We start from the raw sequence: 15357 nt of genomic DNA, 5'->3' as shown, positions 1-15357 counted from the left end.
TTCTATAGAGTCTGTAAAATAAAAATCCCTCACAAACGTGAGAGATTTGTTAGTCATTTATTGTTCTATTATAGGTAAGGAGATTCCTTATGCCTTGATAAACTCTTGAGATTCTTCCATACCTTTTAATAAGGTCTGTTCAGAGTGTTCCATGTGAATCTGAGCCAATTTACGAGCTTGTGTTGCGTTATGAGAGGCGATAGCTTCTACGAGTTGGCGATGTTCTTCCCATGTCTTTCTAAGACGACCCGGTTGATTCATGGAGAAGCTACGGAAACGGTAAGTTTGCTCGCGCAAGTTGTGCACGATGTCTGCAAGTCGTTCGTTACGAGAGGCACGGTATAATACTTCGTGGAATTCTACGTCTGCTGCTACGACGGATTCCATGTCCTTGTTTTCCATATGATCGCCAATCTCTACGAGCATTCGTTCTAATGTTTCGATTTCTTCTGCAGTGATACGTTCTGCTGCAAGGCCTGCTGCGAGTTCTTCGAGGGCAGACCGAATTTCGAATACTTGAGTAATATCCTTTAACGATATATTGGCTACGTATGTGCCACGGCGAGGAACCATAACAACAAAGCCTTCGAGCTCAAGCTTACGAATGGCTTCGCGAATTGGTGTGCGGCTCACACCGAGTTCTTCAGCTAGAGGAATTTCCATAAGGCGTTCGCCTGGTTTTAACACGCCGTCTTGAATGGCTTGACGTAATGTTTCACTTACGACTTCGCGTAGAGGTTTATACGCATCGAGGCGTATTGGTTGTAACCGTTTTGTCATGGTAAGTCCTCCTGTGTACATGTTTTTGTAATAAGAGATAGCCAATCATGGCCTGCTGCTTTGATTTCTTCTTGTAGTTGTAATGCTTCCATTGGTTTATCCAGCAATACCACCATAGTAGGACCACTACCAGTCATGATGGTTGGATAGCCGCGGCTAGTGAAGAATTCTTTACAAATGACAAGTTCTTCGTGGTCAGGGAAGAGTAGTTCTTCAAATGTATTAGCACTAGCAAGGAATGCTGATTTTAAGTCATTGTTTTCTAGGTGTCGTTGGACTGTATCGATGGTTTGTTTTGTTGCTACGGACTTGCCTGTGAAGCGACCATAAGCAGCTGCAGTTGATACAGAAACCTTTGGCTTTACTAGCAATAGCCAATGTGGCGCAGGAGATTTTCCGTACGTTAATATTTCGCCACGACCTGTGCCACGTGCTGTACCGCCTTGTAATAGAAATGGCACATCAGAGCCAAGAGTAGAGCCTATTTTTAATAGCTCCTCTTGAGTAAGGCGCAAGTCCCAGAATCGATTGAGACCTACTAACATAGCAGCCGCATCAGCACTCCCACCGCCAAGACCGGCTTGAATAGGTACCCGTTTTAATAGGTGAATGGCAGCTCCCGCTTTGCAACCGGTATAAGCTTGTATTGCCCGTAATGCTTTGAGGGCAAGATTTTCTTCACCGTAAGTAACTAATTTTTGCATATACTCAGGTAATTCTGGAGCGCCACCGGAGAAAACTACGGAATGATGCTTCGCAAAATAAATGGAGTCGCTAAGGCGAATGGATTGGAAGATAGAGTCGATATCGTGATATCCGTCTTCACGCTTGCCCGTAATGGCAAGTCCAATATTGATTTTACTGCAACCGAGTTGCTCAAAACTTTTACTCATGATAGCCTCGTTTGTAACATACAGAATATATGCAATTTATATGTTTATTTTATACTCTTATAAAGTGATTGAAAATAACCATTAAGTGGTTTATGATGAATTTGTATACGCATATTGTTTTATTACTAAATGTATTGTAAATAGCGTATGTTTTAGTTAGTTCATTATAGAATATTTATAGTGAAATGGCAATTTGGAGGAAGCTATGTTCGCTAAGTATAGAAGTGTTATCTATGAAAGCCTTATGGTCATTCTTGGATGTGCCATATTTGGTGCCGGCCTTGATGCCTTTGTATTGCCACACAAATTGGTGAGTACTGGTATTAGTGGGGTAGGCTTGATTTTGTATTATTTAACGGGCTTATCTGTTGGTTCTTGGAATATGATTTTAAATATTCCTATATTCTGGGCTGCTTGGAAGTGGCTGGGCACCCGTGTTGTTATCAAAACCTTGTATGGCACATTGATGCTGTCTTGGATGGTTGATTTATTTAACTTCTTGCAATATGACATGATTATTAAGGATCCTTTGTTGAGTTCCATGATGGCTGGTATTACTACTGGTGTAGGTCTTGGCATTGTATACCGCGTAGGCGGTAACACAGGTGGGCTTGATCCTATTGCACTCATTGTACGCAAATATTATGGACTTCAAATGGGGTCCATTAATAGTGCCATAAACTGTGCTATCCTTGTTGCTGCAATTGGTGTTGTTGGCCTTGAAGCCGTAGCGGTCACACTTATTAGTGTCTATGTGTATACCATCATTACGAATAAGGTGGTTATCGGCTTTAATCAGCGGAAGGTTGCTTTCATCATTACCTATCGTACTGATGAGGTCTGTGAATGCATCATCAATAAGGTTGGTCGTGGCGCAACTATCATTAATGGCATTGGTGCTTATACGCGGACGCCGAAGCAAATCGTTATGGTAGCCGTTAATCTCTTGCAAGTAAATAAATTAAAAGAGGTTATTCAAGAGGCGGATCCAAATGTGTTCATCTTAATAACTGATGCGCAAGAGGTCATTGGGCAAGGCTTTACACAACCGATTATCCCTACTGTAGTGTGTGAACAGTTAAAAGATAAGAGTACCACACAAGAGGATAATACACAGACTATACATAATCGCTAAGTAAAGCAAAATGTAAAATCAGAAAAGTAAAATTCAAAATGTAAGCATTAGTCATCTCATATTAATTATGTGTAAATATAATATTTTATGAATGACATATACATTTGAGATTAGGAGGTTCCTATGGCTCATAAATTAGCAGGTACGCCTGTACAAGAACAAGATATTATAGATGTACAAACTCTGGTAGATGCCTATTTTGACAATGCACCAGATGTAACTGATCCGACACAACTCGTATCCTTCGGTACATCAGGCCACCGTGGTACCTCTTTAAAAGGTACCTTTACGGATTTACACGTAGCGGCTATTACACAAGCAATCTGTGATGGTCGTGGTCAATTTGGTGCGACAGGGCCCATTTTTGTGGGCCAAGATACACATGCCTTATCTCAGCCTGCATTAGTAACAGTGCTTGAGGTACTTGCTGGTAATGGTGTGACTGCCATGGTTGATGCGGATATGGACTTTGTTCCAACACCATCTGTGTCTCGTGCAATCATTCGATATAATGAAAGTCACGATAAAAAAGCAGATGGTATCGTTATTACACCATCTCACAATCCTCCAGATAATGGGGGCATTAAGTATAATGCTACCAACGGTGGCCCTGCAGATACGTTGATTACAAAATGGATTGAAACCCGCGCCAATGAGTACGTTCGTGCTTATTGTGAATTAGAAGGGTTTAAACGCATTAGCATAGATAATATTGAACCAGATCAACAAGTGCCTTATGACTATAAGGGCTTATATGTGGAAGAGTTATCTTCCATCATCAATATGGAAGCCATTCAAAGTGCGAAGCCTAAAGTTCTTGTCAATGCATTAGGTGGTAGTGGCCTTGGTTATTGGCGTGCTATTAAAGAACGATATAATCTCAATATGGATATTATCAATGATGAATACGATCCAACCTTTAGCTTTATGACCTATGACCATGATGGCAAGGTGCGTATGGATTGTTCCTCTGAATATGCGATGGCGGATGTAACTAAACAAATTGGCAATTATGATCTCGCTGTTGGCAATGATCCTGATTATGATCGCTACGGTATCGTTACTGCAGAGGGCCTTATTTCACCAAATGCATTCCTTACAGCGGCTGCGGATTATCTGTTTACAACCCGTGGTTGGACTGATAAAGGGGTAGGTAAAACCGTTGTTTGTACCACTATGATTGATAAATGGGCGGCTGTTAAAGACATTCCGGTTTATGAGGTTCCGGTAGGCTTTAAATATTTTAGCTCTTTATTATTTGATGGTGAGATTGGTATCGGCGGTGAAGAATCTGCAGGCGCATCGTTCCTTAAAAAGGACGGCACCGTATGGACTACCGATAAAGACGGCATGGTAATGGCGCTTCTAGCAATGGAAATGTATGCCGTTATGGGCACAACTGTTGATCGCCTCTACAATAATATTGTTGAAGGTTGTGGTGACCCACGATTTGGTCGCATTGATGCGGCTTGTACAAAGGCGGCAAAGGCCAAGTTGAAACAGTTGAATGCAAGTTCCATTACAGCCACAGAGGTAGATGGAGACCCTATTACGAATATACGCACTACATCTTTATACAAGGATATGCCCATCGATGGGGTTCGCGTAGAAACTGAAACAGGTTGGTTTGTAGCGCGTCCGTCCGGTACAGAGGATTTGTATAAAATCTATGGTGAAAGCTATAAAGGGGATAAAGGTTTAGTCGCATTATTGACAGCAGGAGAGGCTATCGTAACGGCTGCATTATCCGACGAAGTGTAAAATACTGTTTTTACATGAAAACTCATGAAGATTTCACCGTAGAAAAGTAATAAATGTGATATAATATATTAATATAGTTTATTGAATACCCTATATGGGTCAAATAGTTTGTAGTGCTCAGAAAAGGTGATGTTATGAAATTAGTTGTTACCGTTGTCGGCGTTGACCGCGTTGGTATCATTGCAGGGGTTAGTACTGTACTTGCTAACCACGGCGTAAACATTATGTCTATAAATCAAACCATTCTTGATGGCGTTTTCAATATGATTATGATGTGTGAAACAAAGTCTGAAGATGTGAAAGATTTGACATCTATTCAAGATGCTTTGAATGCACTCGGTAAAGAACTTGGTGTTGAAATCCGTGCACAACATGCTGATATTTTCTTAAGCATGCACCGTGTAGGATAGGAGGCACTATGTTATCTATCGACAATATTTTAGAAACGAATCAGATGATTCATGATAACAAGCTTGACGTACGTACCATTACAATGGGTATTAGCTTGCTTGAATGTGCATCTAGCTCTGGTAAAGAGTTGTGTGATCGTATTTATGATCGCATTACGAAAGAAGCAGAACACCTTGTGTCTACCGGTGAAGATATTGAGCGCGAGTTTGGTATTCCTATCATTAACAAACGTATTTCTGTAACACCGATCTCATTAGTGGCTGGTGGTAGTGATTTAACATCCTATGTTCCTATTGCAGAAGCGATGGATCGCGCTGCAAAAACAGTAGGTGTAAACTTTATCGGCGGTTTCTCTGCTCTTGTAACAAAAGGTGCTACACGGGCTGACCGCATTTTGATTGATTCCATCCCAGAAGCGTTGGCAACTACAGATATCGTATGTAGCTCTGTAGGTGTGGGCTCTACTAAAACGGGTATCAACATGGATGCAGTTCGCGATATGGGGATCATCGTTAAGAAAACGGCAGAACTTACAAAGGATAATGATGCTCTTGGTTGTGCTAAGCTTGTTATTTTCTGTAATCCTGTAGAGGATAATCCATTCATGGCCGGTGCCTTCTTCGGTGTAACTGAAGGGGATAGCGCTATTTCTGTAGGCGTATCTGGTCCAGGCGTTGTAAAACACGCACTAGAATCTGTACGTGGTCAATCCTTTGACGTTGTAGCAGAAACGATTAAACGCACTGCTTTCAAAATTACTCGTGTAGGCCAATTGGTAGCACAAGAGGCATCTCGCCGTCTTGGCAAACCATTCGGTATCATTGACTTGTCCTTGGCACCAACACCAGCTGTAGGTGACTCGGTAGCTCACGTTCTTGAAGAAATGGGCTTATCCTCTTGTGGTTGTCACGGTACTACAGCAGCACTTGCATTGCTTAATGATGCGGTGAAAAAAGGTGGCCTTATGGCATCTTCTCACGTAGGCGGTCTCAGTGGTGCATTTATTCCAGTATCTGAAGATGCGGGTATGATTGATGCTGTATCTTGTGGCAGTTTATCCCTCGATAAATTAGAGGCTATGACATGCGTATGTTCTGTGGGCCTTGACATGATTGCTATTCCTGGTAACACAACAGCAGATACAATTTCTGCAATCATTGCTGATGAATCTGCTATTGGTATGATTAATAATAAGACAACTGCGGTTCGTGTAATTCCTGTACCTGGTAAAACAGTAGGCGAGGTTGTTGAGTTTGGCGGCTTGTTAGGCTATGCTCCAATCATTGAAGTAAGCCCATATAGTGCAGCTGAGTTCATCGCACGTGGTGGTCGTATTCCTGCACCTATTCGTAGCTTAACGAACTAATATTGTTTTAACCCAGTTGTTGGAGGTGTCTTATGAGTGATTATGTGCTCGATTATGTATGGGCCTTTGCTCTGGCGCTCGTCATAACCTTTGCACTTACCCCTTTAGTAAAACGCTTTGCTGTTGCTGTTGGGGCAATAGATAAACCTGATGCCCGCAAGGTACATCATGGTGCTATTCCACGACTTGGTGGGTTAGCAATCTTCCTCGGTTATATCGGATCGGTTCTCTTTAATGGATCTATCCCACATGACCATAAACTATTTGGCTTTGTACTTGGTACTGTTATTCTTGTGCTTGTGGGCATATGGGATGATATTAAACAAATTGAGCCAAAGACTAAGTTGATGGGCCAAATTATAGCAGCTGCTATTTTGGTGGCTTACGATATTCGCGTAGACTTCATCAACCTTCCTTGGGGTGGTGTGGTATACCTTAAATATTGGGCTGCTCCATTGACTATTTTCTGGATTGTAGGCTTTACGAATATCGTAAACCTTATCGATGGACTTGATGGCTTGGCAGCAGGCATTTCCTTTATTGCTTGTATTGCTGTTTGTGCTATGACATTACAACTTGGTCAAACAGACCTTGCCTGTATTTCATTGGCACTAGCAGGTGCAACAGTAGGGTTCTTGCGGTATAACTTTAACCCAGCGAAAATCTTCATGGGGGATACGGGCTCTATGCTCCTTGGTTATACATTAGCCGCTATTTCTGTAATGGGGGCTGTTAAAACGGCGGCTACTATTGCATTAGTGGTACCAGCTATCGTGCTAGGCTTACCAATTCTCGATACATTGTTTGCTATCGTGCGCCGTAAAATCAGCGGTCGTCCGATTTTCAAGCCTGATAAAGGCCATGTGCATCATCGTTTGTTAGCACAGGGCTTATCTCAAAAACAAGCAGTGCTAATGATGTATGCTGTAACGGCTCTCTTTGGTGGCGTATCCGTCATCGTAGCAGAGGTCAATGCTTGGATTGGTATCGCATTAGTACTCGTTATCTTCTTAGGTAGTATTTATGTGGCTCGTCGCCTTGGTGTTATTACTCACAGTGATGCGGCAGGTCATCCACTACCACGTCCTACAATTGAACGCAGCGATTCAGATGAAACTATTTCCTTTGATCGTGAAGAATTGGCAAAAGCTTTAGAGGAATCCGAGGATTCCCATAAGAAATAACCATGTGGGGCGCTTGGCGCCCCATTTTTTCTATCCTACTATGTTGGAGGCAACTATGTTAAAAGTTATGACAATCTTTGGTACAAGACCTGAGGCTATCAAGATGGCTCCTCTTGTAAAAGCATTAGAAGCAGCACCGGATATGGAACCGATTGTAACCGTTACGGCACAACATCGCGATATGCTCGATCAAGTACTAAACTTGTTTAATATTACCCCTGATTACGACTTGAATATTATGAGCCAAGGTCAAACATTGTACGATGTAACAAACCGTGCATTGATGGGCCTTAAAGATGTATTAGAAGAAGCTAAACCTGATGTGGTTCTTGTACATGGTGATACTACAACTACCTTTGCAGGTGCTTTGGCGTCCTTCTATCAAGAAATTCCTGTAGGCCATGTAGAAGCAGGCCTTCGCACTGGTGATATTTACTCTCCATTCCCAGAAGAGATGAACCGCAAGTTGACTGGTTCTATTGCGACATATCATTTTGCACCAACAGCTAGTTCTGAAAGTAATCTTAAAAAAGAAAATATAAATACAGACCATTTGTATGTAACAGGCAATACGGTTATTGATGCCCTTGATACAACAGTACAAGAAAATTATGTGTTTGATGATGCTGCTATCAATGCATTAGATCCTGAAAAACGTACAGTGCTTGTTACTACACATCGCCGTGAAAACTTGGGTGAGCCTATGCGCCATGTATACCAAGCTATTCGCGATTTGCTTGATGAATTTAAAGATATTCAAGTGGTATTCCCTGTACATAAGAATCCTAAAGTTCGCCAAGTTGTACAAGAAGAACTCGGTTCTGTAGAACGTGTTACATTAATTGACCCGCTTGATTACGAACCATTTGCTAATTTGATGGCTAAATCCTATTTGATTCTTACTGATTCTGGTGGGATTCAAGAGGAAGCACCAGCTCTTGGTAAACCAGTTCTCGTATTGCGTGATACTACAGAACGCCCAGAAGCTGTTGAAGCTGGTACTGTGCGCCTTGTAGGTACTGACAAAGACGCTGTACATGCAGCAGCTCATGAATTGTTGAGCAATGCAGAGGCTTATAAATTGATGTCTAATTCCGTTAACCCATATGGTGACGGCAAAGCATCTGAACGCATCATCCAAGCGTTGCGCCATGAATTTTTAGGCGATCCTAATCGTCCTGAACGTTTTGGTAAATAATATGGATAAGGACCTTGTGAAAGCCCTCGCCATGGCAACATCGGCGGGGCTCACACTCGTTTTCTGTATAGGTGGCTTTATTGGGATTGGATATATACTAGATGGTTGGTTTAGAACTGAACCATTATGTATGGTTATATTTGGTCTTATTGGAGCTATAACAGGCTTTTATATGTTATATAAACAAGTTAAGTAGTGAGGTATATATGAATCAATATATTAAATTCATAGTGCGTGTGCTACTAACTTGTTTTTTTATTGCCTTTTTAGGCGGTATAATACAAGTTTTATGTGGCTTAGAAGTGTATCTATGGGGATGGCTTTGGGGCATTTTTATAATGGTACTCTACTTGCTTAGCTTGGCTTTGCATGGACAATCTATTGTGTCAGGAGACCCTTATAAAGCCGTACGTAAAGCTCGCAGGCAGATGATATGGCGTCTTATGTTAGTAGGCTCTTTGGTCGTCTTAGGATTAAAAATACCTGGTGTTGAAGCTGTTAGCATGTTTATAGGTATTGCACTCATACAACCGGCATTATATGTGGTGTATTGGTGGCTTAGTCGGCATTTCTGACCCCGTAAGTAGCAGTAAGAATGATAGGTGTATACCGATAATGCATTATACACAATGTGATTATGAGTAATTGGAATTGTTTACCTTGTAAGTGTTGATTATATATCTATAACGATGTATGATGATACATATATAATATATTTATATTAATTGTAAATATATAAGGTTTTTATTATGACTATGGAAGGGGTTGAGAACGTGGAATTACATGCGGGACACCATGAGGTCGTGCAGTGGTTGGGGTTAACATTTAATATTGATACCTTGATTGCTACATGGGTTACTATGGCTATTGTAATACTGGTAACAGTATTGGCCACCCGAGGACGTAAATTGGTGCCTGTAGGCTTGCAAAATATAGTGGAAGCTATATTAGAAGGCTTAGAGGGGCAGCTAGCTCCGAACTTGGGTCGTCATTGGCCGATGGTAAGTTCCTTGTTATTTACGTTTTTCTTATTTATTTTTGTAGGGAACGAACTGGGTTTAATGCCAACGTTTAAGGCTTTAACATCACCAACATCCGATATTAATACTACAATTGCATTAGCTCTATGTAGCACATTAGTGGTATGGGTTATGGGGATTAAAGTTAAAGGCTTATCCTATTTCAATCATTTTGTACAACCTTATAAGGCTTTGCTAATCCTTAATATTTTTGAGGAAATTGCAAAACCAGTTACACTTGCTTTCCGTCTATTCGGCAATATCGTAGCTGGTGAAATTTTATTAGAAGTATTGTATAACTTGCCTTGGTTTGTACCTGTACCATGGGTTTGGATTGCTTTTAGTTTATTTATCGGTATTATTCAAGCCTTTATTTTCACAGTTCTTACTGCCTCCTACTTGGGGATGGCTCTTAGTGAGGAACATTAATTATTTTATATGGAGGATATATTATGGAAGCTCAAGGTTTATTCGCATTAGCAGCAGCAATCGCAGTAGGTTGTGGTGCCATTGGTGCAGGTATCGGTGATGGTCTTGTATCTAGCAAAGTAATCGAAGGTATTACACGCCAACCAGAATTACGTGGTCAATTGATGTCTACAATGTTCGTAGCGATTGGTTTGATCGAAGCGATGCCTATCATCGGTGTAGTAGTAGCATTTATTTTGTTATTCAGATAATAACGAGGAGGAATAACCTTGGTTGACTTAAGCCTTGGAACGATTCTTGCTCAAATGTTGAACTTTTTTATATTAGTTTGGCTATTGGCTCGTTTTGCATATAAACCATTATTGGCTATGATGACAGAACGTAAAGAACGAATTGCTAAAGACTTAGAAGCTGCAGAAAAAGCTCGTGTAGAAGCAGAGGAATTTAAAGCTGATTATGCAGCTCAAATTTCTAATGCTCGTGTAGAGGCACAAAAAATTGTTGAAAAAGCAATTCAAGAAGCAGAAAATACAACACGTGAACAATTAGCAACAGCTCGCGAGCAAATTGAACAAGAAAAAAATCGTGCTCGTCAAGATATTGCCATTGAACGTGATCGTGCTATGAACAGCTTGCGCAATGAAGTTGTTTCCTTATCTGTAGCTATGGCTGGTAAAGTTGTTGCTAAAGATATGAACAGCGAAACTAATACGAAATTGATCGAAGACGCTATTCGTCAACTTGATAGTAAAACGATAGGGTTGTGATACGATGAGCATAGAAATTGTAGCAGATAAATACAGTTCAGCTATGTTTGAATTAGCTCAAGAACAAAATAAGTTGGATCTCATGGAGGAGCAATTAGGCTATGTAGCATCTGTAATGGATGAGCAACCTGAATTAAGCTCATTCCTTGAAAATCCAACTGTTACAGAAGATGCAAAGATTAAGCTGATTGGTAAAATTTTTGAATCTAGTCTCGATAAGGTTGCTTTGCATTTTATTTATGTGATGATTAAACGTGGTCGTGATCGCTATATAAAGCAGACTATTGCGGCATTTATTAAGAAATCACGCGAAGCTCGTGGTATTCTAGAAGCTACTGTTACTGTAGCAGAACCAATAACAGCTGATATAGAAGCATCTGTACAAGCTAAATTACGAGAGGTAACGGGCAAAGATGTTATTCTATCTGTGCGTCAAGACCCTTCCATTATGGGTGGTATTATCATTCAAGTCGGGGATAAACGTATTGATGGCTCTGTATCTCGTCGCTTGCAAGAATTAGAAAAATCTTTATTAAGAACGAACTCTATTAGATAGGGGTGAATGGGTATATATGAAAATGAAGCCTGAAGAAATCACTGCTATAATTAAACAGCAGATTCAGGACTATGATGTTGACCTCAATGTCGATGACGTGGGTACTGTTCTCGACGTAGGGGATGGCATCGCCCATATTTATGGTCTTGAAAGAGCCATGGCCGGTGAGTTGTTAGAGTTACCACACGGCGTATATGGCTTGGTTTTGAACTTAGAATTAGATAATGTTGGTGCCGTACTATTGGGTGATGACTTCTTGATTAAAGAAGGTGACCAAGTACGCCGTACTGGCAAAATTATGGACGTACCAGTAGGTGATGCACTTATTGGTCGTGTAGTAAATCCGTTGGGTCAGCCTATCGATGGTAAGGGTGCTATTCAAGCGACAGAACGTCGTCCTGTAGAACATCCAGCTCCTGGTATTGCAGATCGTCAATCTGTAAATGAACCTTTGCAAACTGGTTTAAAAGCCATTGATGCGATGGTACCAATCGGTCGTGGCCAACGTGAGCTTATCATTGGTGACCGTGGTACTGGTAAAACTGCAATCGCTCTTGATACAATCATCAACCAAAAAGGTAAAGATGTTATTTGTATCTATGTAGCTATTGGTCAAAAAGAATCTACCGTAGCTCGTGTAGTACAAAAATTAGAAGAAACAGGTGCGTTGGATTATACAATCGTCGTTTCTGCTAGTGCTTCTACAGGTGCTCCATTACAATACATTGCTCCGTATGCAGGGGTTGCTATGGGTGAATACTTCATGTACAAAGGCAAACATGTACTTTGCGTATATGATGACTTAACTAAGCAAGCAGCTGCTTACCGTGCTATGTCTCTATTATTACGCCGTCCACCAGGGCGTGAAGCGTATCCAGGCGACGTATTCTACTTACACAGCCGCCTATTAGAACGTGCTGCTAAACTTTCACCAGAACTTGGCGGTGGTTCTATTACAGCGTTGCCAATCATTGAAACACAAGCGGGTGACGTATCTGCATACATCCCAACAAACGTAATCTCCATCACTGATGGTCAAATTTTCTTGGGTACAGATATGTTCTACTCTGGTATCCGTCCAGCTGTTGACGTAGGTTTGTCCGTATCCCGTGTAGGTGGTAGTGCACAAACTAAAGCGATGAAACAAGTAGCAGGCCAATTGCGTTTGGACCTTGCACAATATCGTGAATTGGCAGCCTTTGCTCAGTTCGGTTCCGATCTTGATGCGGCTACTAAAGCACAATTAGACCGCGGTGAACGTTTGACTGAAATGTTAAAACAAGGTCAATATGAACCTATGAGCGTAGCAGAAATGGTTATCAATCTTTACGCTGGTACAAAAGGATACTTAGCTAATATTCAAGTAGATGATGTATTATCATTTGAAGCTGAACTTTTACGTTTTGTAAAAGCTAACTATCCTGAAATTATCACGAATATTGAAACGTCTAAGAAAATTGATGAAGATACTGAAAATCTATTGAAGCAAGCAATCCCAGAATGTGTAGAAGCATTTGGTTCTACGCATACATTAGTGTCTCATAAGGAGGCGTAATGTATGGCTAGTGCACAAGATTTGCGAAAACGCATAAAAAGTGTTACCAATACGCAACAAATTACAAAAGCGATGAAGATGGTTGCTTCAGCTCGTCTTCGTAGGGCACAAACAAAAGCGGAATCTACACGTCCTTACGCAGAAAAAATTGGGCAAATCTTGCGTCATATGTCTAATAGTGATTTAGAAGGCTTTAGCAGTCCTTTACTAGAGGTACGTCCTATAAAACGCACATGCTATGTTGTAATAGGAGCTGATAAGGGCCTTGCAGGGGCATTCTCGTCTAATGTATTGAAATTTGCTATGGAGCAATTGCATGGCAAATCTTCCGATACATATCGTATTATCACGGCTGGTAAAAAGCCAAGAGACAGCATGAAATCCAGAGGAATTCATATCGATAAGTCCTATGCGGGCTTCTCTGATAAACCTTCCTATGAACATGCGCGTGCCATTATGCATGAAGCACTTTCACTATACGAAAGTCATGAAGTTGACGAAGTCATCATGATATATACACGTTTTGTAAATTCTATGACGCAAATTGCACAGGCTGAACGCTTGTTGCCAATAGAGCAACCACAAGATGAGGTAAAAGGGGAAGAATATGACTTTATGCCTTCCGCTGTATCTGTCTTGGAGGCGTTGCTACCAAAATATTTAGAAATTACTGTTTATAATGGATTGTTGCAATCTGCAGCAAGTGAATTGGGTGCTCGCATGACAGCCATGACATCTGCTACAGACAATGCAGGGGAACTCATTGATTCCTTGGGGCTTGAATATAACAAGTTACGTCAATCTAGCATTACAAACGAAATTTCTGAAATCGTTGGTGGCGCTAATGCCTTGCAATAAATAAGGAGACATCTGTCGATGAGTAATAATATTGGTAAAGTTGTGCAGGTCATTGGCCCAGTTGTAGACGTGCGCTTCGATGCTGGTCATTTGCCAAGCATCTACAACGCCATCAACATCTACCATGATCATAAGGCACATGATAGACAAAAAATTGTAGTAGAGGTTATGCAACACTTAGGTGATGATACTGTACGTTGCGTTGCAATGAGCTCTACTGACGGTATGACCCGTAATATGGATGCTGAAGATACTGGTGCTGCAATTGCCGTTCCTGTAGGTGAAGGTGTATTGGGTCGTATCTTTAACGTATTGGGTGAAACTGTAGACCATGATCCAGCTCCAGTTGTAGCTGACGAAAAATGGCCTATTCATCGTCCAGCACCTAAATTTGATGACCTTTCTCCAGATACACAAATCTTGGAAACAGGTATTAAAGTTGTTGACCTTATCGCTCCATACGTAAAAGGTGGTAAAATTGGCCTCTTCGGTGGTGCCGGCGTAGGTAAAACCGTATTAATCATGGAATTGATTCACAATGTTGCTACAGAGCACGGTGGTTACTCCGTATTCTCCGGCGTAGGCGAACGTACTCGTGAAGGTAACGACTTGTGGAATGAAATGAAAGAATCCGGCGTTATCAATAAAACGGCCCTCGTATATGGCCAAATGAATGAGCCACCTGGGGCTCGTATGCGCGTAGGTCTTACAGGCCTTACAATGGCTGAATACTTCCGTGATGTAAAGAAACAAGACGTGCTCTTGTTTATCGATAACATCTTCCGCTTTATTCAAGCGGGTTCCGAAGTATCTGCCCTCTTAGGTCGTATGCCATCTGCCGTAGGTTACCAACCTACATTGGCTAATGACGTAGGTGCATTACAAGAACGTATTACATCTACAAAAGAAGGTTCCATTACTTCCGTACAAGCTGTATATGTACCAGCCGATGACTTGACTGACCCTGCTCCAGCAGCAACTTTTGCTCACTTGGATGCAACAACAGTATTGTCTCGTTCCATTGCGGAACTTGGTATTTATCCAGCTGTAGATCCACTCGATTCTACTAGTCGTATTTTGGACCCACATGTACTTGGCGAAGAACATTATACAGTAGCTCGTGGCGTACAAGAAGTATTGCAAAAATACCGCGATCTTCAAGATATTATCGCAATCCTTGGTATGGAAGAATTGTCTGACGAAGATAAATTGACTGTATCTCGTGCTCGTAAGATTCAACGTTTCTTGAGTCAACCATTCTTCGTAGCCGAAGTGTTTACAGGTTCTCCTGGTAAATACGTACCATTGTCCGAAACATTGAGAGGCTTTAGAGAAATCCTTGATGGTAAACATGACGATTTACCGGAAGGTGCATTCTACATGGTTGGTACCATTGATGAAGCCGTTCAAAAAGCAAAGGAAATGCAAGAGAAGGGGGAATAATC

The 15357-nt window shown here is 41.3% G+C and carries 17 protein-coding genes; 15 read left to right on the top strand and 2 right to left on the bottom strand.

The features are described 5' to 3' along the window. Positions 1-87: 87 nt before the first annotated feature. Positions 88-780: a GntR family transcriptional regulator gene (locus ACSV5T_RS03540; RefSeq protein WP_303930933.1), complete on the bottom strand. Its 693-nt coding sequence runs from the start codon at positions 778-780 to the stop codon at positions 88-90. Then, positions 777-1673, bottom strand: coding sequence for a 4-(cytidine 5'-diphospho)-2-C-methyl-D-erythritol kinase (gene ispE, locus ACSV5T_RS03535; RefSeq protein ID WP_370815667.1), 897 nt, complete (start codon positions 1671-1673; stop codon positions 777-779). The genes ACSV5T_RS03540 and ispE overlap by 4 nt, the downstream gene beginning before the upstream one ends. Before the next feature lie 205 nt (positions 1674-1878). Here ispE and ACSV5T_RS03530 point away from each other — a divergent pair, with 205 nt between their 5' ends. From ACSV5T_RS03530 to atpD, 15 genes are all read left to right on the top strand, one after another. After that, positions 1879-2808, top strand: a complete 930-nt coding sequence (locus ACSV5T_RS03530) for a YitT family protein (RefSeq protein ID WP_119206798.1) — start codon at positions 1879-1881, stop codon at positions 2806-2808. Between the two features lie 123 nt (positions 2809-2931). Further along, on the top strand, positions 2932-4569 hold the full coding sequence (locus tag ACSV5T_RS03525) for a phosphoglucomutase (RefSeq protein WP_119206796.1): 1638 nt from the start codon (positions 2932-2934) through the stop codon (positions 4567-4569). A 134-nt stretch (positions 4570-4703) separates the two neighbouring features. Next, positions 4704-4979, top strand: coding sequence for an ACT domain-containing protein (locus ACSV5T_RS03520; protein WP_039968964.1), 276 nt, complete (start codon positions 4704-4706; stop codon positions 4977-4979). 8 nt (positions 4980-4987) lie between these two features. Further along, complete coding sequence (locus tag ACSV5T_RS03515) at positions 4988-6346, top strand: PFL family protein (protein ID WP_438320302.1); 1359 nt, start codon at positions 4988-4990, stop codon at positions 6344-6346. Positions 6347-6378: 32 nt separating this feature from the next. Further along, positions 6379-7530: a glycosyltransferase family 4 protein gene (locus ACSV5T_RS03510; RefSeq protein WP_119206794.1), complete on the top strand. Its 1152-nt coding sequence runs from the start codon at positions 6379-6381 to the stop codon at positions 7528-7530. A 55-nt stretch (positions 7531-7585) separates the two neighbouring features. Further along, positions 7586-8728, top strand: coding sequence for a non-hydrolyzing UDP-N-acetylglucosamine 2-epimerase (gene wecB / locus ACSV5T_RS03505; RefSeq protein WP_119206792.1), 1143 nt, complete (start codon positions 7586-7588; stop codon positions 8726-8728). A gap of 1 nt (position 8729) precedes the next feature. Next, positions 8730-8924 carry an AtpZ/AtpI family protein gene (locus tag ACSV5T_RS03500; protein WP_105089727.1) on the top strand — a complete coding sequence of 65 codons (195 nt, stop codon included), beginning with the start codon at positions 8730-8732 and terminating at the stop codon, positions 8922-8924. A gap of 10 nt (positions 8925-8934) precedes the next feature. Beyond that, positions 8935-9303: a hypothetical protein gene (locus ACSV5T_RS03495; protein ID WP_005385424.1), complete on the top strand. Its 369-nt coding sequence runs from the start codon at positions 8935-8937 to the stop codon at positions 9301-9303. A 174-nt stretch (positions 9304-9477) separates the two neighbouring features. Continuing rightward, a complete protein-coding gene (atpB, locus tag ACSV5T_RS03490) occupies positions 9478-10176 on the top strand; it encodes a F0F1 ATP synthase subunit A (RefSeq protein ID WP_005385425.1) in 699 nt (232 codons plus the stop codon). Between the two features lie 23 nt (positions 10177-10199). Continuing rightward, entirely contained in the window at positions 10200-10427 is a 228-nt protein-coding gene (gene atpE / locus ACSV5T_RS03485) for a F0F1 ATP synthase subunit C (protein ID WP_004695064.1), read from the top strand. A gap of 18 nt (positions 10428-10445) precedes the next feature. Continuing rightward, on the top strand, positions 10446-10943 hold the full coding sequence (atpF, locus tag ACSV5T_RS03480; RefSeq protein ID WP_438320301.1) for a F0F1 ATP synthase subunit B: 498 nt from the start codon (positions 10446-10448) through the stop codon (positions 10941-10943). A 4-nt stretch (positions 10944-10947) separates the two neighbouring features. Further along, positions 10948-11499 (top strand): ATP synthase F1 subunit delta, encoded by a 552-nt coding sequence (gene atpH, locus ACSV5T_RS03475; RefSeq protein WP_105089725.1) that lies wholly within the window; start codon positions 10948-10950, stop codon positions 11497-11499. A 16-nt stretch (positions 11500-11515) separates the two neighbouring features. Continuing rightward, positions 11516-13054 (top strand): F0F1 ATP synthase subunit alpha, encoded by a 1539-nt coding sequence (gene atpA, locus ACSV5T_RS03470; protein ID WP_295783996.1) that lies wholly within the window; start codon positions 11516-11518, stop codon positions 13052-13054. Positions 13055-13057: 3 nt separating this feature from the next. Continuing rightward, complete coding sequence (gene atpG, locus ACSV5T_RS03465; RefSeq protein WP_303880627.1) at positions 13058-13912, top strand: ATP synthase F1 subunit gamma; 855 nt, start codon at positions 13058-13060, stop codon at positions 13910-13912. A gap of 18 nt (positions 13913-13930) precedes the next feature. Next, a complete protein-coding gene (gene atpD / locus ACSV5T_RS03460; RefSeq protein WP_005385435.1) occupies positions 13931-15355 on the top strand; it encodes a F0F1 ATP synthase subunit beta in 1425 nt (474 codons plus the stop codon). Positions 15356-15357: the final 2 nt, after the last annotated feature.

The sequence above is a fragment of the Veillonella sp. ZSJB6 genome (assembly GCF_051549505.1).
Lineage (GTDB): Bacteria > Bacillota > Negativicutes > Veillonellales > Veillonellaceae > Veillonella.
Note: the sequence above shows the minus strand (reverse complement) of the source record. Positions and strands in the feature narration are given on the sequence as shown.